Genomic DNA, 19463 nt, shown 5'->3' on the forward strand with positions numbered 1-19463 from the left:
CAAGACCTCCTCCTGGCAAGCCAGGCCGAGCGGGGGATGCGGCTTATTCAACCTGAAAGGGACTTAATTATCAAGGCACCTGACGCCAATATTATTGACCGGACTCACAAAAAGATCCGCTCTATATACACGCAGGCATACAATTGGGAACCGCCGCTCTCATCATCAATAGAAGGCCTGACCTCAACGAGTATGCGTGAATATGTAAAAGGATGGATAACCGAATGGGACCTGAAGCGTATTGATCCGCAGGTGCAGATAGAGTTGGAATTTACAAATCTTAAGCAAGATTATACAGAGAATAAAAACCTTGAAACATCAGCAGAAGAAGAAGGAAGTGCGGGGTAACACACCCGCTTGCACGCCTTTTTAAGTATTAAGTAAGTCCGGCAAATCCTTAGGTATCCTGAACCGGAATGTACGTCCGGCCTTGATCTTTTCCAAGTACCCTTTTTCCGCAAGCGTCAGTAGGTCTGCGCGGGCTGTTTGATAAACAACCCTGTGAGAGTTCTTGTGAGATTCAATTGTGTATATAAAATCCGGGTGCTTCAATGCATGCTGGATGAGTGCTTGCTGACGATGATTCATCCGGGAGACTTGTCTCAGAAGGCTTAACGTTTCCCGATACTCTAATTGTTTCCTTTTGAGATAGTCCTGCAACTCCCTTATAGCCAATCGTATCGCCCTTAGATGGTAAGTCAGAAAATAGGTGAGATCATTGTCATCATGTTCCGAGTGCAAAAATGCCTTCTGATATTGTTGTTTCGATTTCAGGAAAATTCTCGATACTGAGAGATCTCTGTAGGGGATATTTTCATTATCCCCTACAGAGATCCTCCTGAACCTTATCGGGAAGCCAATAGAGAAAGGGTTTTTCGTTTATATCTGAGATTAGTAATTAAAACATACAGCAAACTACTAACCCGTGTTAAACTCACACATACTGCCCTGCCGCAAACCCGGATGCCCATGCCCAGTGGAGGTTATAGCCGCCTAATTGGCCTGTGACATCTGTTACTTCGCCGGTGAAAAAGAGGCCGTGGACTTTATTTGACTCCATTGTCTTGGATGATAGTTCTTCAGTGTCAATGCCGCCGCTTGTTACCTCGGCCTTTTTAAACCCTTCAGTACCGGATGGAGTTATTGTCCAATTGTGAATCTGTTGTGCGATGTTTCTGAGTTCCTTGTCTGAATACTGGTTAAGCATTTTTTGATTTATGTAAGATTCACAAAATGCACGGCTAAAACGGTCAGGGAAGAATTGAGATAACAGGGTGCTGATCATCATTCTGCTTTGCCTGTTTGATGTGAGGATGTCCATAATATTTGTGTCAGGCATCAGATTGATCTGAATCTTCTCATTCGAAGATGACCGTAGCTCACCCCCACCCTGACCCTCCCCCGTCAAGGGGGAGGGGATTTTGGGTGTTTCACCAGAATTATAATACAGTGAGGCATTCAGGATTGCCGGACCGCTTAATCCCTTATGGGTGAATAGGATATTTCCTCTGAATGTACGCTTGTTGTATGTGACTAATGCATCAATTGATATGCCGCTTAGTTCCTTGAATATCCTGAACTCATCTGAGCTGAACATAAGCGGGACTAATGCAGGCTTTGCATGGATAGTATTAATCCCGAACTGTTTTGCAACAGTGTAGCCAAAGTCTGTTGCACCTATGGCCGGATAAGATAAGCCGCCGGTGGCGATAACCAATGACTCTGATTCAATAGTTCCCGAATTTGTTTTTATCTGAAAGGGGGTTTTACCGGAAGAAAACCCCATCCCCACCCTAACCCTCCCCTTGAAGGGGAGGGAATTTTCCTCTCCCTCAGGGAGAGGATTAATGTGAGGGTGGGGTTTTAACTCCTCAACCCTGCAATTTAATGCTATCTGTACATTAACCTTTTCACATTCATTGAGCAGCATCTTTATAATTGCGGCTGAGCCATCCTTACAAAACATCTGTCCTTCTTCTTTTTCATAATAACGGACATTATGTTTATCTAAGAGTTCAATGAAATGATTAGGGGTGAAACGGGCAATGGCCGACTTACAAAAGTGGGGATTGTTTGATAGATAATTTTTATCGCTTATATTTAAGTTGGTAAAATTACAGTACCCGCCTCCTGAAATACGGACCTTCTCAGCAGGCCGTTTTGCATGGTCAATAATAATAACTGAACGATTACGCCTTCCTGCCTCAATGGCACACATCAGGCCGGATGCGCCTGCACCGATAATTACAACGTCTTTTTGCATGATCCTGATAGAGCAGGCACCTACTTGATTACAAACGTATATCGAGATTCATCAAATTTAGCCATTGTGGTCTTTCATGCAATCCATTACATAATTTGTGAAGGCAATCAGGTCATCAAGGCGATGCTCAATCACATCCTTCATAATACCTGCATCAAACTCCTGATATTCGTGGACAAGAATATTCCGGAACCCGACCATTCCTTTCAGCTTGTTTGAAAGCTCCTGTGGAATAATATGCCCCGCCGCAAGGATCTCGAAACTTTCCCTGCTTTCTTTGGGGAGTCCCAGCTTTCGTTTTTTAATGACATGGTTGGCCAGATCAATTGCCTGCTCCGCAGCCCGTTGAAGATTAATGGCAATGGCATCCTGCTTCATATAATCCTCTTCAAAAGGAACATCAGAAGGTCTGACATAGTATAACTGTATCTGCTTAATGCAGCGTTCAATGCTCTCCTTTTTATTCAGAACAACATCAATCACCTCAATATCCTCCCGCTCTTGATGACCTCCTGCAGGATACCTGCCCGTTCCTGGTTCAGCTTCTGATATGATGACATGACCGCCATCTCAAAGTAATCCACAGCATAGTCCCCGGTTTCCCAGGCTTCATAGATAACCCTGCCTTCATAAATAATCTCATGCTGAAAAACAGTATTCATCATCCTAAGGTTGATAAGGTCTATGGTTCTTTTCAAAGCATCTTCGAGGGCATAACAGCATTGACTGATAATAAGATTTTTAACCGACCTAGCCTGATGATAAGGAAGAAGAAGTGCAATATCCACATCACTGTTGCGGTTCTCATCAGCCGTTCCGTATGTCCCGAATAGATAAATTGCTTCTACATCGGGATAAAAGTTAAGTATTGTTTTTACGATGACTTCATAGCCCATAGTTTATCATTTGCTTTTCTGTGGATGCGGCTAATATAGCAGAGCGGGGTTTAAGTGTAAATAGAAACCGAACTCCTTTTTTATGGCCCTCATTACCTGAGTAGGGTGTTTAAACAAGAAAGACCTTGCCAATTGCTACCTGCATATACCAGAAAACACACTGATAGAGGTATCTTCAAGGTACTTAAAGGGCTGCCATCTCATATTGCTGACCATTACATGACGCTGATGTCTATTGAGAAGGAGATATATAATAAAAAAACCGAAAGGATTTCTGACTAAAATTTCTTAACTTGTTCTGCCCCACCGGTGCAATGTGATTTTATGGCGGATTGAGTTGCAATTTATATAATCTCTGCCAGAGAACAATAATCTCTTTCTGATCATATTCTCTAAGTTGTCCTAAACTACATAAGATATCATCCTTACTCAAGGATGTAATCTTCGCTAATCTTACCCATGATTCCCGCAATAGGCCACTTTCATTCCAATCTATTAGTTTATAATCCCCTTGGCCATTCCTTTCTTTTGTAGTAATAGGAACCAAAACAATATCTTCATCACCTGTATCCAAAATAACAAGGGCAGGTCGTCTTTTTTTATCTCCGGTGGACTGAAGAAAATCTATCAAAACAACATCTCCAAACTTATAACCGGTCATAGATCGCATCCTCTTCATCGTAGGCTTTAAGCATGTGATTTTTAGAAGCTTCCTGCCAAATGTGATCTTCTTCCCGGTCGTTGGCAATAAGGATTTGAATACAAGTTCCACGGGGTGCCGGGATCGGCTGACTTAACTCTAAATGTGTCTCATCTATGACTGTTGCTTTAATAATCTTTGTCATCTTTTTTACCCCTTTTATTTTGGATATGTGGATGGTACCGTTCTAATTTCTTACTTCTTACTTATTACTTCTTCCCTAAGCCTGCCCATCTGCCCCCCCTCGCCCCTCTTCCACTTCCTCACCAAGATACCGTATAAGCTCCTTAACTCCCTTACCTGTTACTGCTGAGATGGAGAAGAATTTATATCCCTTTGATTTGCAATAGCGGGTGAGTGCCTTCAGTTTATCCTGATTTGTCATGGAATCTATCTTTGTACCGGCCACTACCTGCGGCTTTTCTATCAGTACCGGGCTGTATAATGAAAGTTCTTTATTTATTGCCTCCAAGGCTTCAACTGGTTCAAGTGTGGCGCCGTCTGAAACATCAACAAGGTGTAACAATATTGACGTCCTCTCCACGTGTCTGAGGAACTGAAACCCGAGCCCCTTGCCCTCGTGCGCCCCTTCTATCAATCCCGGAATATCGGCCATTACAAAACTTTTATATTTACCTGAACTAACAACACCTAATTGCGGGTTGAGGGTAGTAAACGGATATTCTGCAATCTTGGGCTTTGCTGCAGATACACTGGATATGAAGGTTGATTTACCTGCATTGGGAAGACCTATTATACCTACGTCAGCTAACAGTTTGAGTTCCAGCACAAGCCACATTGCCTCACCGTTCCCGCCGGGTTGTGCATACCTTGGCGCCCTGTTGAGCGATGTCTTAAACGCAGCATTTCCAAGCCCGCCTCTGCCGCCATGAGCCACAACCACAGTTTCATCCTCTTTAATCAGGTCAGCTATCAGTTCTTTAGTTTCAAAATTGTATATCAGAGTACCAACCGGTACTCTCATAACTATATCTTTGGCATTCTTCCCATGCATATCCTTTCCCTGACCATGCTCACCGCGTTCAGCCAGATAATGCTGATGATACTTCTGGTCAATAAGGGTATTGAGTTCTGAGGATGCTTTGATAATAATTGATCCGCCATTGCCGCCATTGCCTCCGTTAGGCCCGCCGCGCGGGACATACTTCTCCCTACGGAAACTTACACAACCGTTTCCACCATTTCCGGCCTGAACAAATATTTTAATGCGGTCTATGAACATAGAAAATAAAAAAGGGTTCAAGGGGTGAAGGATTCAAGGGGTCAAGTGGGATACACTTGAACCCTCGAACCCTCGAATCCTGTAACCCTCCCTATATAATTTATATCTTTAAACTTACATTACCCGATAAACGCTGACTCTTTTCTTATCCCTGCCTACACGTTCAAATGTAACGACCCCGGAAATCTTTGCAAAGAGGCTGTCATCACAACCCTTCCCCACGTTAAAACCCGGATGAAACTTAGTGCCGCGCTGCCTTACTATTATTGAACCTGCAGACACTGATTGACCTCCAAAGCATTTTACCCCAAGTCTCTGAGCATTACTGTCACGTCCGTTACGGCTGGCCCCTTGCCCTTTTTTATGTGCCATGAAGAACTCCCCTTTCTTATTAATTAGCAGTATACAGTTTTATACAATTCACCTGAAAATAACCCCCCTCACCCCCCTTTAACTACAAGGGGGGGATTTCTTGGTTATCCCCACCCTAACCCTCCCCTTGAAGGGGAGGGAATCAACATAGCCCCCTCTCCCTCAGGGAGAGGGTTTACTTTCCACTATTCACAATTTACCATTCACTATCCTATAACTTCCTGTATCTTTAGTTTTGTGTAATACTGTCTGTGTCCTTTGGTGCGGCGATAATTCTTTCTGCGTTTCTTTTTAAAGATAATGACCTTTCTTGCCCTCTCCTGTGCAATAATGCTTGCGACAACTTTGGCGTTTTCAACGTAGGGTTTTCCTACATTTAATCCTTCTCCGTTCCCCACAACCAGCACCTTATCAAACTCCACTGATGCCCCGGGATCTCCTGTAATCCTCTCAACAGAGATTATGTCTCCCTGAGACACCCTCTGCTGTTTTCCACCTGTTTCAATAATTGCGTACATCACTTCCTCCTTCGTTTTTAAATATCCCCTACTCTCTTAACTTCTCATCCTCTTCCTGCTTAGTCTTACAATCAATACAGTATGTGGTAACCGGACGTGCCAGGAGACGTTTATATCCAATCTCCTCTCCGCAATTATCACATATCCCGAATGTACCATCTGTAATGCGGTCAAGTGCCTCATCTATCTTTTTTAAAAGTTTCTGCTCCCTCTCCTTCAATCTTAAAGTAAAATTATTATCTGCCTCAGCAGCGGCCTGGTCAGTCATATCCGGGAAATTAAGTTTATCCTGACTTATGTTCCCTCCGATTACCATTCCTGCCTCTGCTAACAGAGCGGCCTTCTGTTTTTCAAGGTCTTTTCTAATCTCCTCATACTTTCCCTCTGTCTTCTTCAAAGCTGTTGAACCTTTTTTCTCAGTTGCCATATCTACGGTCCCCTTTCTACCTGAATATTATCCCAACACCCAGTCTCCACAGAAAGGGTTTAAGGAGTTTATGTACTCGTGGGCTTATAGATTAAAATAGACGATAGAATAGCAAAAAAACCTTTGACAGTCAATTACCTATTATCCTGATCTCTGCCAGAACCATCTGGCATTATAGAGAGGGCCATAAGGACGGTGTGTTTTAGGGTAAAGTTTTACAAATGGGGCAGATATAATCTCCTCATAGTTAAGGTGAAAAACCTTTGCAAACTCTGAGACCTCAGCCTTCAGCATTTCATATTCCTTATCTTCCGGCTTTTCAATGCCGACCTCTTTCCCAACCCTTCTGTTATCCACCTCACCTCTTACAAAAATAGTCCCGCCGTGCATCCCGGTTCCGAGGTAATCACCTGCAATCTGATGTCCGGGCCTTTTTTCAAGTCCCAGTAGAATGATTACACCTCCGGCCATATACTCTCCAAGAAAGTGGCCTGCTGTCCCGCCGATAACAATTGTAGGTGTCTTCCCCATATATGCCTTCATGTGGATACCTACCCTGTAACCGACATCACCCCGGACATACAGCTTCCCCCCCCGCATACCATATCCACAGACATCTCCGGCATGACCATGCACAAAAATATTACCTGCATTCATTGTATTGCCGACACCATCCTGTGCATTGTCAAACACTTCTATTGCCGGGCCATCCATAAACACTGCCATGTCATTTCCCGGTACGCCATGGACATCTATCTTTATGTCATCGCCCTGAAGACCTGCTCCAATAAAGCGCTGACCGTTTACATTCCTGAGTACAATATGTTTTGCACCTTCAGATATAACCTTGTTTATCTCGTCGTTCAGATCTTTGTAGTGAACAGACGCTGCATCTATTTCCAATTTACTGTCTCCTCCTTTGCCCCGAAATTAAAAGACTTTTTTCGGGTCTACCATCCCTATCACAGGTTCTCCTGCCCTCGGCATCCATAACCTGTCCGGTTTCGCGCATATTTCCCTGATCGTTGCCTCCTCACTTGCCATAAAAAGTGTCTCATCCTTTTCACCTGCAAAGAGGGGACGAAGCTTGATTCTGTCATTAAATCCCACCAGACCGGACTTCCATCCAAATAGTATGGCAAACGGCCCGTTAAGCAACAGGGGGGCATACTGTATACGCATGGCCTTTAATGCCTCAGCCAGCTCCCTGTTCTCTGAAAATTCAATATCAATGTCCTTCCAGAAAGGGCTTGCAAGGACATAAAAGGCAGCCCTGAGAGGCATCTTATGCTGTCTAATAAGAAAGTCCAGTGCATAGGCCACGACTTCAGTATCAGTAAGCAGTGTACACTTATATCCGAACATCTCAAGAAATGCCCTGTTTGTCCCGTAACTTGTAATCTCACCGTTATGAACGATTGACCAGTCCAGTATGGTAAACGGATGTGCACCTCCCCACCATCCCGGGGTATTGGTAGGAAACCTTGTGTGCCCTGTCCATATATATGCCCTGTAGTCTTCAATCATGAAAAAGTCTGCAATATCCGCCGGCTCTCCAACACCTTTAAATGCCCCCATGTTCTTACCGCTGGATATGATATAGGCGCCTGACACATTATTGTTCATGTCCATAACCGCACGGACAACAAGGTCGTCGTCACCTTCCCAGCCGAGCATTATTTCCTTCTTAGGCTCTACAAAATATCTCCAGAATATGGGAGGATTCTTAATGAATGGATTGGGCCTTGTTGGTATCTCTTCTTCTCTGTGAACGATGAAAAACTGGAATATGACCTTTTCTACAGATGCTTTAACATCTGCATCATCCATCATTATGTGCAAAGCATAATAGTCTGCCATATCAGGATATATGCCATAAGCAGCAAATCCTGCACCAAGTCCATTCCCCCTCTCCTTCATAAGACAGAGGGACTTTTTAATGTGATGGCCATCTACACATTTACCATCTCTGTTAATAAACCCCACAAGCCCGCATCCGCTTGTATCCCGTGGGTCATTATATTTTCTGTTCATTTTCATCATCCGAAAATCTCCATAGCTCACCCTCCCCCTAACCCCCTCCCGTCAAGGGAGGGGGGAAATCTTAGCACCCTCTCCCCCGGCGGGAGAGCTGCAATTAAATTCCTACCAAATTCCTCCACCCTCCTTTGCGGGGGGAGGCAGGAGGGGGGCTCCGGGTGAGGGGGCCTTATTTTCATCAACCTTATCTAACTTTCTCCAAAGACACATATTAACAAAAAAATATTCCCACCTAAGCTTACGTTCAAAAATGCCCAGGTGCAAGGAAGGACAAGGGTTTGAGCCGAGGCGTACTTTCCGTACGGTGAGGCGAAGAACCCGCAGTCCTGACGCCGCAGATGGGCGTTTTTCAACGTAAGCTCTAATCATGGTAACCGGTTTCATCCCGACGCGTAAAAAACTTATTCCTCCACTCCCTCGGCAGGTTTATTAAACCAATCCTCTTCTGTTGGAGAAGGGTATCTTTAATATCCTCGATGTTTATCTTATTTTTAATCAGCCCGGTCAGAACCCCTGCACCATCTATTGACCCCACTGTAACAAAGCCTTTAAGTGTGCCGTCTTTGATTACAAGACTCCGGTAAAAGGATGCCTCAGGGTCATCTATACTCACAACCTTATAACTGGAATCAGGAGGTGTGGTAATACCTGCTGAAAGTATAGGCATTTTCAGGAACTTCAGGGAATTCATAGGCAGACCGCCGATGTAAGGGAAATTTGCTCCAGCCATATTTGAACCTGCTACAACGCCCTGCTGATAAGCCAAAGGCCATAGCGGTAAGGAACGCTTTTGACCGTCTGTAATATCCAGTGCCTTTACAACATCACCTGCACCATAAACACCAGGGATATTTGTTGCCATCAGGTCATCAACCTCAAGCCCCCTGTTAAAATTGATGCCCGTGTTATTTATCAAATCTCCATTCGGCACAACACCGATTGCAGTAATCACCGCCTGACATGGAATGAATTTCCCGCTTTTCAGTTTCACACCTGTAATCTCATCATTATTACCCTGGCCTGCAATCTCCTCAACAGTATCATTTAAATAGAAATCAATACCGCCATCTTTCATCAGTTTTTCTGCAATCTCCGAAGACCTCGGATCCAATGCCTTGACAAGCACCCTGTCTCCAAGCTCAATTACAGAGACCTTCTTGTTAAGGTTATTTAAGGTATACGCTATCTCGGTACCTGTAAACCCTGCACCTATTACAACCACACTTTCAAATTTCGTAAGCGCCTCTTTTATCTTATGTGCATCTGAAAACTCAGTAAACGAGAATATCTGTTTCTTATTTTCAGAACCGGAAATTGAAGGCTTAAATGGCACACCGCCGACAGCGAGCAGGAGTTTTTTATAACCGACCTCTTCACCGCCTTCTATAACGAGCTTTGTCTTATCAGGATTGAGTGCAGTAACCTTTCTGCCATAAAGGGCATCAACCCCCATCCGGTTAAAATAGTCTTTACCCCTGTATTCAAGCCAACCGGCAGATTCGCCTTCTATGTAACCGGCAAGCATCGCCTTAGAATAAGAACCGAGTGTCTCATAAGATATTGTAAGGATAGAAGACTTTGTGTCATACCTTCTGATACCTTCTATAGCCCCTACTGCCGCTACGTTAGCGCCGACAATAACATAATCTGCCTTCTTCATTTAGAAAGAACCTCCGGCATTGTTTCATCATAAACCAATGCCTTATTCGGACATGCCTCCACGCAGGCCGGCTTTAATCCCTGTTCAAGCCTGTCAACGCACAGGTCACATTTAAAAGCATGTTTTGTGTCTTCCTTATCATTATGTTTTATATTAGGATGTGCAGAGCCATAAGGACATGCAATCACACAACCCCAGCATCCGACACAACGCTCTTCATCAAGATAGACTATCCCGTTATCTAATCTCTGAATAGCCCCGCTTATACAGGCATCAAGACACCACGGATGTTTACAGTGCCGGCACATGGAAGAAAATGCTGCCGGACCTTTAAGCTCAACAATCGTGTTAGTCTTTCCACGCAGGTTTTCACGCTTGTATGACTTAACAGGGTCCTGAGTACGCGAATGAGTAGCCACACACGCCACCTCACAGTTATAACAGGCGATACAGAAGTCTTCGATAATTATTACTTTTTTCATCAGTTAATTCCTTACAGCGGGGTTAGAAAACCCCGCCTAACCAGATATAGATTAAGGATAGGAAGGACATTCCTGTCCCGCCTATTTTATTCAAATTCCCGCCGGCAACACTCCCAGTATATCGCTTTCCTTCTCTGATAATCCAATGGTCCTGAGTCTTAAACGGTTGCCTTTAAGGGATTCGATCGAGTTGATCCCCATGGCACCAAGCATATCTTTTATCTCATGTGACCAGCCCTTTACAAGATTATAAAGCTGTTCTGATGCTATCTCAGGGTTCTGCCTCCTTGCAAGCCTCGGGTCATTTGTTGTAATACCCCATGCACACCTACCTGTGTTACAGGTCTGACAAAGTGTGCATCCTATTGCCAGCATTGCCGCTGTTGCAATGTAAACTGCATCAGCGCCGAGGGCTATTGATTTAATCACATCAGCGCTGTTCCTTATACCGCCCGTTGCAACAATAGAAACTTCATTCCTTATACCTTCTTCACGCAGTCTCTTATCAACCACTGCTATCGCAACCTCTACAGGTATGCCGACATTGTCTCTTACTGACTTTGGTGTAGCGCCTGTCCCGCCCCTGAAACCGTCCAGCACTATAATATCTGCCCCGGCCCTTGCAATACCGCTTGCAATCGCAGCAACATTGTGAACTGCCGCTATCTTTACAATTACAGGTTTTTCATAACGTGTGGTCTCTTTTATTGCATATATCAACTGTTTGAGGTCTTCAATTGAATAGATGTCATGATGCGGTGCAGGTGAGATTGCATCCGAACCCGGTGGTATCATCCTCGTCTCTGCAATTTCTGCATTAACTTTCTCTCCGGGGAGATGTCCGCCGATACCAGGCTTTGCCCCCTGCCCAATCTTTATCTCAACTGCAGCAGCAGCCTTCAGATAATCCCTGCTGACACCAAAGCGTCCTGATGCAACCTGAACAATCCCGCATCCGGCATACGGATAAAGCTTCTTATGAAGACCGCCCTCTCCTGTGTTCCAGTAAGTACCGAGCTGTAAGGCTGCCCTTGCCATTGACTCCTGAAAATTAAGGTTAATCGAACCGTAGGACATTGCAGAAAACATTATTGGAGTTTCGAGCTGTAACTGCGGGGCAAGTTTTGTCTTTAAAGATATGTTTCCTTTTTCTGTTTCTTCAATCACTATCTTCTGCCCCTTCCGGCCAAGGAAAGTACGTAATTCCATTGGTTCTCTCAGGGGGTCTATTGAAGGATTTGTGACCTGGCAGGCATCAATTAAGAGATGGTCAAAATATATCCTGTGCGGTTTATCATTACCTATACCTGTGATAATAATACCGCCGGTATTAGCCTGCAGGTAGGTATCCATGACAAGTTCCCACTTCCAGCTTGAGTGTTCGTAAGGTCTTGAAGGATTAGGGACAATCTTGATGGCATCTGTCGGACAGTATGCCTCACATCGCTTACAGCCTACGCATGCCTCGTGCTTATTCCATATTGCGTCCAGCTCTTCATCATAGAAGGTTGAATCATAAGAACACTGTTCAACACATCCAAGACATCTGACACACTTATAATCATCCCTCTGAACTATGTAGGGATAAAACTGTATTTGTGGTTTCTTATAAAGCATATTATTACCCTCATAACACAGGATTCAAGGGGGCGGTTAACATAGCCCCCTGAAGCTGTGAAAGTCCAGTATAACAGTATGGGTATTAATTTTCAATAGAATTTAATGCCGCTAAAATATAGGTAGGAAACCCTTAGGGTCTGTCATAAAATAACCTATACATTTATGCTTCTCATCTTCCGGCCATCTTTGTGTGCTCCTCAATCGCAACCCCTCAGCGTAGATTCAACTACGCCTTCGGGTTTGCTCAATCGGTCGCACTCAAACCTGACCGAAATCTGAGCGCCTAAATGCACAACTTATTTCATGACAGACCCTTACTTTGCCTTTATGCCCTCAATATCCAGGGTTATCATAACATCATCACCGACTACCAACCCGCCGTTATCAAGCACCTTGTTCCATACCATACCAAAATCCTTACGATTGATCTTACCGCTTGCTGAGAAACCTGCGCGAGTGCTACCCCATGGGTCCTTACTGACTCCATTAAGATTTCCAACAAGGGTAATCTCTTTTGTTATACCACGAAGGGTTAAATCACCTAACACAGTGTATACATCCCCTGTTTTTTTGTAACTCTTCATCTTAAATGTCATGGTCGGGTACTTTTTTACATCAAAAAAATCCGGCCCCTTGAGGTGGGTATCACGCTTTTTATGATTCGTACTAACGGAAGCAGTTTTGATATTGGCCTCAAGTGACTTAACGGTTACAGTATCGGGGTCAATATCAATAAAACCTGTAAAATCCATAAACCTTCCGGTGGTCTTTGAAACCGTCATGTGCGTCACACTGAACCCCACTGTTGAATGGTCCGGGTCAACATTATAACGTGCCATCTCCGCGTGAACCAGACCTGCCGGAACTGAAATTAATAAGGACAACATAAATACCAACAATGTAAGAAACTTCGAGAGTTTCATAATGATACCCCTTTCTGTTAAGTTATAGGTTATATAAAGAAAAACTAAGATGAGGATACTCATGATGCGGATACATTGGCTATACTGCCAGAAGTTGCCGGACATGTCAATTGGTTTCAATCCACGCCCCTGTGCGAGGGGCGAGCTTCATCATAACTTATTGTATATAATAAATTTTTTTGCTATTTTGTGCGAATCCCATATTTTTCATTGTAAAAATATTCAATTGACAAAGAGCCTTTTTGAAACTTCCCGGATTAATTCACTTATTCAACACTGCGAACCATATATAGAAATCTTGTGAACAACAGGTTCGCAACAGCATCTTAGGGCTTGCCAAAAAATAACTGTTACATCTTGCATCTCATCTCCGTGCCATCTTTGGCCGTGCCTCAATCGCAAAATCCTCAACGTAGTTATTACTACGCCTACGGTTTTGCTCAATCGGCACAACCAATTCTGACCCGAATCTGAGCGCAATATCGTTACACTTATTTTTTGACAAACCCTTAAATAATCAACGGCCCCTCCTGATCTATAGCCGCCTTTGCCCCTACATGCTCCACGCGATGCTTCCAGTTAGACCCGAGATAGTAAAATCTCAGGCTGTCTTTCTCAGGGTCAATCTCCGAGATTAACCTATTCTTCAACATCGTCCACTGTGCGGAGTCAACAATACATTCGAACACCGAATACTGTACCCGCTGTCCGTAATCCTTACAGGCACGCGCCACCCTGCGGAGGCGACGCTGCCCCTTGCCATCGTCGGTGGCAACATCATAACTTACTATTACAAACATATCTTGCTCTCACTTCCGTATCTTTCAATCCACGCTCCCTCGCGGATAGCGACGGGTATTTCCTTACTTCCATATAAACGGGGGATAATTATCCATATCCCCGCGCAGGTAACGCGCCATCAGCAATGCCTGCATATGAAAAAGCAGGCCGATTGTAACCTTCTCCTTAAGGAAGGGATGCAGTATCTCTTCCTGCTTCCGCTTCTGGTAGGCCACCAGAACAGTCTTCCTCGTATCATCATCCATCCACACCGCTCCTGATTCCTTTTTTTGAAATCCCTTTCCCTGTACCTGACAAAGATTAATCATGGACAGAGCCAGACGGTCAGCAAAGAAAGGACGAAATTCCTCCATAAGGTCGAGTGCAAGTCCATATCTGCCGGGACGATCCCTGTGCAGGAATCCGACAGCAGGGTCAAGTCCAACAGTCTCAAGAGCCGAACGGACATCGTGCATCACAATGGTATAGAGAAATGACAGCAGGCAGTTCACATTATCCAGCGGCGGTCTCCGGCTTCGTTCATGGAATTTGAATTGATCTTTTTGTGAGGTAACGAGATGATCAAAGACACTGAAGTAGGTATATGCCGATTCTCCCTCGATTCCCCGCAATACATCCAGTTCTTGTTCTGAACTCAATCTTCTCAGATAACCTGAGAGCCGTTGTGACGCCTGCGAAAGCGCATCCGCATCAATCTTTTCTGAATGATCCCTTATCGCACGCTGAAGCACAGTGCGGGAGTTGGCTATCTTGCCGGTCAATAGCGCGCGTGCAATTAATGCAGACGTGTTCAGGTCATCCGCCCTGCGGTACTGCTCCCGCCTCAGAAGGACATTGCCGGATACAGGCCCCTGAACCTTTGCAAGAAAACCACCGTTCTCTGTGAGAAAACTTATAGCCACACCGCTCTCCGCACAGAATCCCATCAGGAACGGGCTGCAGGATATTTGTCCAAAGCAGACAATCCCTCCAAGTGTGTGAATAGGTGCGCGCAGACGGACTTCATTGTCCACCTTCACAACGACTGTCTCACCATCCTTAGAAAGATACGCCCCCTTTGTTGTAACGAAGAGAGTATTTAAATGTTTTTTCATCTTCTTTCCAATCTCTTCCGGCTTTCCGGTTCTGTCAGATAGTTCTCCGGTGACACCACTTTCTTGCCGGTCTTCTTTTCAAGGTCTTCTCTTGCTTTACCTGCTACTTCTCCTCCCTTGAGCGCCGCATGTTTGTTTTCGTGAAATCCCTTTGCATCATCAACTTTTGTTATCTCAGTTGTCGCGGCCTCGCCGAGCATTGAAAATATAAGCTCAAGGTCGGTCATGTGATCACGCAGATTCTCACGTTTCAACCCCTTTAAATTCTTATGCCGGCCTGGGGTGATGCCGAATGCAGCCTTTGCAATCTCAGCGGTGAGCATCTCATATTCCCTTCTCTCTTTGACTTCCCTCTTCTTCCACTCATCCGTAAGTTCCTCACGAATAGCAATGCCACGCATCCGTTTCTCTATCCAGTCATCAGAATAGCCTTTGGCCTTATACAATGCCCTTGTCCTTTTAGTAGCCAGTTCAGGATATTCAATCTCCTGCACCCGCTCGTAGCCTGCCTTTGCCATCCAGCGTTTGAAGGGCTCTGCTTTAGGCGAGGGGATGGATTGGATAATGCGAAACATCGTCTCAGTGTTTGCACAGTCGGTTTCGTAATATTTTCCGTCCGATGACTGCATCTTCAGTTGTCCGATTTTTTCGGACAACTCATCATACCCCTCTTCAGAAAGCTTTTTCTTTAAGTCACTCCAATACTTTCTTGGTCTCTCCGTACCTGTTAACACCTCGACAATGTCAACAATAGAAAACCACCACTCGTCATTATACAGCATCCTCCTGATTTGCTTTCCTTTGAAAACCGCTAAATGTGTTTCCGTCATTTGACCCCTCCCTGCCAGTATAAATATTAAAGATAACCTTACTCCGCCCTTTACAGAATATAAAATGCTGCAAGGTAGAAAGTAGAAGAAGATCATCTTCAGAATACATTCTCTTCCGGCCATTCATTAACTTCAATCTCTACCGGGAGATTGGTTTTATCTAATGCAATTGTATAATCTTCCTTCCCTCGCGGCAGTTCTGAATTTTTCCTTACTGTTACTCGCTCAAATAATCTCCCTGATAGCTCATTACCCAAATGACTTTTATGTTTAAATATCACCAGTTTTACAGGATTCATTTCTCCTCGTGCAGCAGCATGGTCATTTTCAAATGCCTTTATAAGGGCTTCCCAAAGCAGCGTTAAATCATCTGCACAGAATCCTGTTTTTTTAGCATCAACAGCAGATACAAATCCTTTCATGCGGTATAATGCATAAGGAATGGTGGCCTTCCTGCCAAAAGTTGATGCAAATTCACGATCTTTTTTGGCTTGGTCATCTCTCTCCTTCTCAGTAGTAACACAGCAACGGGTTATTGAATGCTCTGCTTGGTAAATGCGATCTTCTGAACGAGCAAAAGTAAATTGCACAGGGCCACGGACCGTACCAGCCCCTCTTATTTTCTCTTTATTTTGTTTCTTGCTTTTAGCGACTTCTTCTCCTTCCTCTTCCGACGCTTCACCGCCTGCCTTCTCTCCTGTGCTTAATACCGCACCAAATGTCCTGATATCGTAATAATCATCACACAGTTTCTTACGCTTTTCTGACGTAGTATTACCCGGCGTTTTGCTAATTATTGCATTTAAATAGCTATCTTCGCCGGTTATATCCCTTTGCCTTATAAAAATATCATATGGAGATTTTGGGTTCTTATCTTCATACTTCAGTTGCACATAGTTACGCACCTTCCTTTTGATACAAACATCCGTCACTAACCCATGCTGATCTTCTGCATCTGCCCTTGGTAGGTTCACTTGATCAGGATCACCATTAGGATTACCGTCCTTTACGTCAAAGAAAAAAACAAAATCATACCGATTCTTTACTATCTCGCTCATTTTATTCCTCCTCTTTGTTTTCTTTTGATTTTAAGTTATCAAACTGTGCCTGCCTTTGATGATAATATCCGATTGCAAACTGTCCTTTTTCTTCTAAAGAAAAAGTGGCGGGCAATTTATTAATATCTATGTCTTTCACCAAATCCTGAAGCTCTTTATCCAGTGTGACCGCAAGTCCGGGCTTTTCATTCTTCAGTTTCCGAAAATGCTTTGAACTCAAATCGAATAACCGACCGAATGCAGCCGAGGGCAAAGTCAACATGTATGTAAAATATCTCTCCCGAATTCCGGCGTTTCTGTCTCCTAATGCGGCATATTGGACGCTCTCAAGTTTTGCAAAGATTTGCCCACAGACATAAGCCACTGGCCTATTTCCCTGCTCAATCTTTTCTGTTATCACAAAATCACCCCCTTTATTGTTTCTATTTAAAATTAGTTTGATTAAAGCGGCCCGTTCGGCAGTGACCCCATCTAAACGGGCTCGCTGAAGTACCTTTGTTAATATCCAGTGCGGCGGGGTACTGTTCTTTAAAGCTATGTTCCATAAGTATGTGGCTACTCTTGCTAATGATGCACCGTCTTTATCATAACTGCCGTCACTATTTTTTCTCTGACAGCATCTTGCCAGATCATACAGTCGGGAATAATGCGATTGGGTCTTCATTAAATCCGAATTATATTCATCAATTGCAATATCCTGAAACCACATTGCGATTGATTTTCTAAATTCAAACAGGCTGGTCTCTATCCAATCCCGCACCGCTATCCTTGCTGCAGAGCCGGAAAGCGTACATGAATAAAACTGGTCAGGTTCAATATATCTGTTATCCCTTTCAGTGCCTGATGTCACCGATTCAATTAACCTTGCGACATCTGCCGGATTCGGTGCTTCAAGGTAGTCAATTTCATCCAATTTTTCATTCTTGCGGGTCCAAAACACCATTGCAGTATCCGATCCGAAATTCCTGCGATTTGTATATCGGAATTCCTTTTTTTCTTTACCTTTTTTGGTTTTGATTGTAACTTCATTACCTGATGATAAAAACCAATTCAACCCTTCGACATATGTCTTGGCGCAATTTGTACATACTGAAGAATTATTATTCCCTTTTAGGCAATAGGATTCGAAAGCATTTTCATTATATGAAACCAATGCGCAACCACTTGTCTGTCCATCAGGGACCTTTTTAATCATGCCGTGAGGAATATCCTCAACAGGATAATCGCTCTTACCGCAAATAGAGCATTGTTTTTGTTTGGTTGATAAAAGTTGTTTCTGTGCAGTCTCATATTCTGCAATTATTCTCTTTAGAACCTCCGGCTTTTCATGAATACGACTACCTTCAGACTGTATTCTAAAGCCTATATTGCCTTTTCTGTTCTTCTCATCAGGAATAGCAATTTCAAATTCCTTAAGTGCCTTATCCAATCCATTAACTTTATTTTGCTCATAAAATGCTACAACTGGTTTTAACTCATTTAGTTCCTGGTATAGAGCTAATTTCTCCAGAAATAATTTATGTTTCTTTCCTGATACTTCTCCTCCGTAGCAAAACATTTCTTCTGCCTTATCAAGTAATAGTCTTGCTTTCCCCTTTTTTGCAGTTATAGCTTCAGCAATAGTCTGTTTTTTTTCAAACGATTCAAATTTTTGAAAACCACCATCTTCACTAATAACTATCTCCATTGAAATTGGCTCTTCCTTTAATGCATTGTGAACACATTCATTCTCTGTTTTGCCTAACCGGATAGTTTTCCCTAACTCGCTTAATTCCTTAATCATATCTCCGCCTCCCTTTCTTCCCGCTGATTGAAGTCATAAAGCACAGCAGATGTTTCGCTGTCTATTGGCGGCTGGATATGGATGGACTGTATCATCTTGTCGTTCTCCGCGACTTCACAGTTCAAAATACCGTTGCGCACTGCCACGTCATGGAAGAATAAGGGTTCAGGCTTTCCATTTGCGTTATAAAATATATCGAACAGCATACTCCCAATAGGAATAGTCTCCTGTATTGGTTTTTCAGTGCAATCCGGCTCCATAAATTCAGAAGAAAACTCACGCACACCAAGATAGGGTCTGCGCCAGCATTGCCCTTTTTTAACGCGGCGGATAAACATTCCATCATTATCAGCATCAATTCCTTTTCTCCCTATATATTTTTCAGGTTTGTTTTTATCTGACATTTGCTTCTGATAAATTGACGCTTCAATGATGTATGCAACATTTCTCAAAACTACACTATTGCGCTGGGCACGTTTTTCTTCAATAATAATAGGGTTGCGGCCTTGCTTGGTATTAATTTCATTACGTTTAATTGAACAGAATTTTACAGGATTCAAAACTAATATACTTCTTACATACCACTGAAACTCCGGCTTCCACAAAATTGAATCAAGAATTCCCCTTGCCGCTGATGGCGTCATGCATGGATACGTCATCCGCTCAACCTTCAGGTCCGGCCTCGTGAAACAAGCGAAATCGCCTTTTACCTTAACTCTTACGATGCGATCATCAAGCATATACACCTCCTGA

Annotated in this window: 24 protein-coding genes; 1 reads left to right on the forward strand and 23 read right to left on the reverse strand. The window is 43.7% G+C overall.

Annotated elements, in window-relative coordinates; genetic code table 11:
- Positions 1 to 36 precede the first annotated feature (36 nt).
- A complete protein-coding gene (locus tag HZA08_10535; GenBank protein MBI5193861.1) occupies positions 37 to 348 on the forward strand; it encodes a hypothetical protein in 312 nt (103 codons plus the stop codon).
- Positions 349 to 369: 21 nt separating this feature from the next.
- Here the strand turns inward: HZA08_10535 and HZA08_10540 are convergent, their stop codons facing one another.
- The 23 genes from HZA08_10540 to cas5c all read right to left on the reverse strand — a co-directional run bounded on the left by HZA08_10540 (position 370) and on the right by cas5c (position 19450).
- Positions 370 to 741: a hypothetical protein gene (locus HZA08_10540; GenBank protein MBI5193862.1), complete on the reverse strand. Its 372-nt coding sequence runs from the start codon at positions 739 to 741 to the stop codon at positions 370 to 372.
- 193 nt (positions 742 to 934) lie between these two features.
- Positions 935 to 2263 (reverse strand): NAD(P)/FAD-dependent oxidoreductase, encoded by a 1329-nt coding sequence (locus HZA08_10545; GenBank protein MBI5193863.1) that lies wholly within the window; start codon positions 2261 to 2263, stop codon positions 935 to 937.
- A gap of 57 nt (positions 2264 to 2320) precedes the next feature.
- Positions 2321 to 2746 (reverse strand): DUF86 domain-containing protein, encoded by a 426-nt coding sequence (locus tag HZA08_10550; protein MBI5193864.1) that lies wholly within the window; start codon positions 2744 to 2746, stop codon positions 2321 to 2323.
- On the reverse strand, positions 2743 to 3159 hold the full coding sequence (locus tag HZA08_10555; GenBank protein ID MBI5193865.1) for a nucleotidyltransferase domain-containing protein: 417 nt from the start codon (positions 3157 to 3159) through the stop codon (positions 2743 to 2745). The genes HZA08_10550 and HZA08_10555 overlap by 4 nt, the downstream gene beginning before the upstream one ends.
- Positions 3160 to 3481: 322 nt before the next feature.
- A complete protein-coding gene (locus tag HZA08_10560; protein MBI5193866.1) occupies positions 3482 to 3820 on the reverse strand; it encodes a type II toxin-antitoxin system PemK/MazF family toxin in 339 nt (112 codons plus the stop codon).
- Positions 3807 to 4004, reverse strand: coding sequence for a hypothetical protein (locus HZA08_10565; protein ID MBI5193867.1), 198 nt, complete (start codon positions 4002 to 4004; stop codon positions 3807 to 3809). Before HZA08_10565 ends, HZA08_10560 begins: the two co-directional genes overlap by 14 nt.
- Positions 4005 to 4079: 75 nt before the next feature.
- Positions 4080 to 5102 (reverse strand): GTPase ObgE, encoded by a 1023-nt coding sequence (gene obgE / locus HZA08_10570; protein MBI5193868.1) that lies wholly within the window; start codon positions 5100 to 5102, stop codon positions 4080 to 4082.
- 114 nt (positions 5103 to 5216) lie between these two features.
- Positions 5217 to 5474, reverse strand: coding sequence for a 50S ribosomal protein L27 (rpmA, locus tag HZA08_10575; GenBank protein ID MBI5193869.1), 258 nt, complete (start codon positions 5472 to 5474; stop codon positions 5217 to 5219).
- A 206-nt stretch (positions 5475 to 5680) separates the two neighbouring features.
- Positions 5681 to 5992, reverse strand: a complete 312-nt coding sequence (gene rplU, locus HZA08_10580; GenBank protein ID MBI5193870.1) for a 50S ribosomal protein L21 — start codon at positions 5990 to 5992, stop codon at positions 5681 to 5683.
- Between the two features lie 28 nt (positions 5993 to 6020).
- A complete protein-coding gene (gene dksA / locus HZA08_10585; GenBank protein ID MBI5193871.1) occupies positions 6021 to 6419 on the reverse strand; it encodes an RNA polymerase-binding protein DksA in 399 nt (132 codons plus the stop codon).
- Between the two features lie 141 nt (positions 6420 to 6560).
- Positions 6561 to 7322: a hypothetical protein gene (locus HZA08_10590; protein ID MBI5193872.1), complete on the reverse strand. Its 762-nt coding sequence runs from the start codon at positions 7320 to 7322 to the stop codon at positions 6561 to 6563.
- Between the two features lie 27 nt (positions 7323 to 7349).
- Positions 7350 to 8453 (reverse strand): glutamine amidotransferase family protein, encoded by a 1104-nt coding sequence (locus HZA08_10595; protein ID MBI5193873.1) that lies wholly within the window; start codon positions 8451 to 8453, stop codon positions 7350 to 7352.
- Between the two features lie 367 nt (positions 8454 to 8820).
- Positions 8821 to 10119 carry an NAD(P)/FAD-dependent oxidoreductase gene (locus tag HZA08_10600; protein MBI5193874.1) on the reverse strand — a complete coding sequence of 433 codons (1299 nt, stop codon included), beginning with the start codon at positions 10117 to 10119 and terminating at the stop codon, positions 8821 to 8823.
- The gene (locus HZA08_10605; protein MBI5193875.1) at positions 10116 to 10601 is read right to left on the reverse strand and encodes a 4Fe-4S dicluster domain-containing protein; all 486 of its coding nucleotides are present in this window, start codon (positions 10599 to 10601) and stop codon (positions 10116 to 10118) included. The genes HZA08_10600 and HZA08_10605 overlap by 4 nt, the downstream gene beginning before the upstream one ends.
- A 90-nt stretch (positions 10602 to 10691) precedes the next feature.
- Positions 10692 to 12218 carry an IMP dehydrogenase gene (locus HZA08_10610; protein MBI5193876.1) on the reverse strand — a complete coding sequence of 509 codons (1527 nt, stop codon included), beginning with the start codon at positions 12216 to 12218 and terminating at the stop codon, positions 10692 to 10694.
- A 317-nt stretch (positions 12219 to 12535) separates the two neighbouring features.
- Complete coding sequence (locus HZA08_10615; protein ID MBI5193877.1) at positions 12536 to 13144, reverse strand: polyisoprenoid-binding protein; 609 nt, start codon at positions 13142 to 13144, stop codon at positions 12536 to 12538.
- Positions 13145 to 13508: 364 nt separating this feature from the next.
- Positions 13509 to 13649 (reverse strand): hypothetical protein, encoded by a 141-nt coding sequence (locus HZA08_10620; GenBank protein ID MBI5193878.1) that lies wholly within the window; start codon positions 13647 to 13649, stop codon positions 13509 to 13511.
- 4 nt (positions 13650 to 13653) lie between these two features.
- Positions 13654 to 13944 carry a CRISPR-associated endonuclease Cas2 gene (gene cas2, locus HZA08_10625; GenBank protein MBI5193879.1) on the reverse strand — a complete coding sequence of 97 codons (291 nt, stop codon included), beginning with the start codon at positions 13942 to 13944 and terminating at the stop codon, positions 13654 to 13656.
- Positions 13945 to 14007: 63 nt separating this feature from the next.
- Positions 14008 to 15039 carry a type I-C CRISPR-associated endonuclease Cas1 gene (gene cas1c, locus HZA08_10630; GenBank protein ID MBI5193880.1) on the reverse strand — a complete coding sequence of 344 codons (1032 nt, stop codon included), beginning with the start codon at positions 15037 to 15039 and terminating at the stop codon, positions 14008 to 14010.
- Entirely contained in the window at positions 15036 to 15869 is an 834-nt protein-coding gene (locus HZA08_10635) for a Bro-N domain-containing protein (protein MBI5193881.1), read from the reverse strand. The genes cas1c and HZA08_10635 overlap by 4 nt, the downstream gene beginning before the upstream one ends.
- A gap of 98 nt (positions 15870 to 15967) precedes the next feature.
- The gene (gene cas7c / locus HZA08_10640; GenBank protein MBI5193882.1) at positions 15968 to 16927 is read right to left on the reverse strand and encodes a type I-C CRISPR-associated protein Cas7/Csd2; all 960 of its coding nucleotides are present in this window, start codon (positions 16925 to 16927) and stop codon (positions 15968 to 15970) included.
- Between the two features lies 1 nt (position 16928).
- Positions 16929 to 18710 (reverse strand): type I-C CRISPR-associated protein Cas8c/Csd1, encoded by a 1782-nt coding sequence (gene cas8c, locus HZA08_10645; GenBank protein ID MBI5193883.1) that lies wholly within the window; start codon positions 18708 to 18710, stop codon positions 16929 to 16931.
- A complete protein-coding gene (cas5c, locus tag HZA08_10650; protein MBI5193884.1) occupies positions 18707 to 19450 on the reverse strand; it encodes a type I-C CRISPR-associated protein Cas5 in 744 nt (247 codons plus the stop codon). The genes cas8c and cas5c overlap by 4 nt, the downstream gene beginning before the upstream one ends.
- Between the last annotated feature and the right edge of the window lie 13 nt (positions 19451 to 19463).

It is taken from the genome of Nitrospirota bacterium (assembly GCA_016212215.1).
Taxonomy (GTDB): Bacteria; Nitrospirota; 9FT-COMBO-42-15; order HDB-SIOI813; family HDB-SIOI813; genus JACRGV01.

Excerpts from the sequence above, each read along its gene's own strand:
- HZA08_10545 (MBI5193863.1), bottom strand. The coding sequence starts at position 2,263 with ATGCAAAAAGACGTTGTAATTATCGGTGCAGGCGCATCCGGCCTGATG.
- cas2 (MBI5193879.1), bottom strand. The coding sequence starts at position 13,944 with ATGTTTGTAATAGTAAGTTATGATGTTGCCACCGACGATGGCAAGGGG.
- cas1c (MBI5193880.1), bottom strand. The coding sequence starts at position 15,039 with ATGAAAAAACATTTAAATACTCTCTTCGTTACAACAAAGGGGGCGTAT.
- HZA08_10535 (MBI5193861.1), top strand. The coding sequence starts at position 37 with ATGCGGCTTATTCAACCTGAAAGGGACTTAATTATCAAGGCACCTGAC.
- HZA08_10615 (MBI5193877.1), bottom strand. The coding sequence starts at position 13,144 with ATGAAACTCTCGAAGTTTCTTACATTGTTGGTATTTATGTTGTCCTTA.
- HZA08_10605 (MBI5193875.1), bottom strand. The coding sequence starts at position 10,601 with ATGAAAAAAGTAATAATTATCGAAGACTTCTGTATCGCCTGTTATAAC.
- cas7c (MBI5193882.1), bottom strand. The coding sequence starts at position 16,927 with ATGAGCGAGATAGTAAAGAATCGGTATGATTTTGTTTTTTTCTTTGAC.
- cas5c (MBI5193884.1), bottom strand. The coding sequence starts at position 19,450 with ATGCTTGATGATCGCATCGTAAGAGTTAAGGTAAAAGGCGATTTCGCT.
- rplU (MBI5193870.1), bottom strand. The coding sequence starts at position 5,992 with ATGTACGCAATTATTGAAACAGGTGGAAAACAGCAGAGGGTGTCTCAG.
- obgE (MBI5193868.1), bottom strand. The coding sequence starts at position 5,102 with ATGTTCATAGACCGCATTAAAATATTTGTTCAGGCCGGAAATGGTGGA.
- cas8c (MBI5193883.1), bottom strand. The coding sequence starts at position 18,710 with ATGATTAAGGAATTAAGCGAGTTAGGGAAAACTATCCGGTTAGGCAAA.
- dksA (MBI5193871.1), bottom strand. The coding sequence starts at position 6,419 with ATGGCAACTGAGAAAAAAGGTTCAACAGCTTTGAAGAAGACAGAGGGA.
- HZA08_10600 (MBI5193874.1), bottom strand. The coding sequence starts at position 10,119 with ATGAAGAAGGCAGATTATGTTATTGTCGGCGCTAACGTAGCGGCAGTA.
- HZA08_10555 (MBI5193865.1), bottom strand. The coding sequence starts at position 3,159 with ATGGGCTATGAAGTCATCGTAAAAACAATACTTAACTTTTATCCCGAT.
- HZA08_10635 (MBI5193881.1), bottom strand. The coding sequence starts at position 15,869 with ATGACGGAAACACATTTAGCGGTTTTCAAAGGAAAGCAAATCAGGAGG.
- HZA08_10565 (MBI5193867.1), bottom strand. The coding sequence starts at position 4,004 with ATGACAAAGATTATTAAAGCAACAGTCATAGATGAGACACATTTAGAG.
- HZA08_10560 (MBI5193866.1), bottom strand. The coding sequence starts at position 3,820 with ATGACCGGTTATAAGTTTGGAGATGTTGTTTTGATAGATTTTCTTCAG.
- HZA08_10610 (MBI5193876.1), bottom strand. The coding sequence starts at position 12,218 with ATGCTTTATAAGAAACCACAAATACAGTTTTATCCCTACATAGTTCAG.
- rpmA (MBI5193869.1), bottom strand. The coding sequence starts at position 5,474 with ATGGCACATAAAAAAGGGCAAGGGGCCAGCCGTAACGGACGTGACAGT.
- HZA08_10595 (MBI5193873.1), bottom strand. The coding sequence starts at position 8,453 with ATGAACAGAAAATATAATGACCCACGGGATACAAGCGGATGCGGGCTT.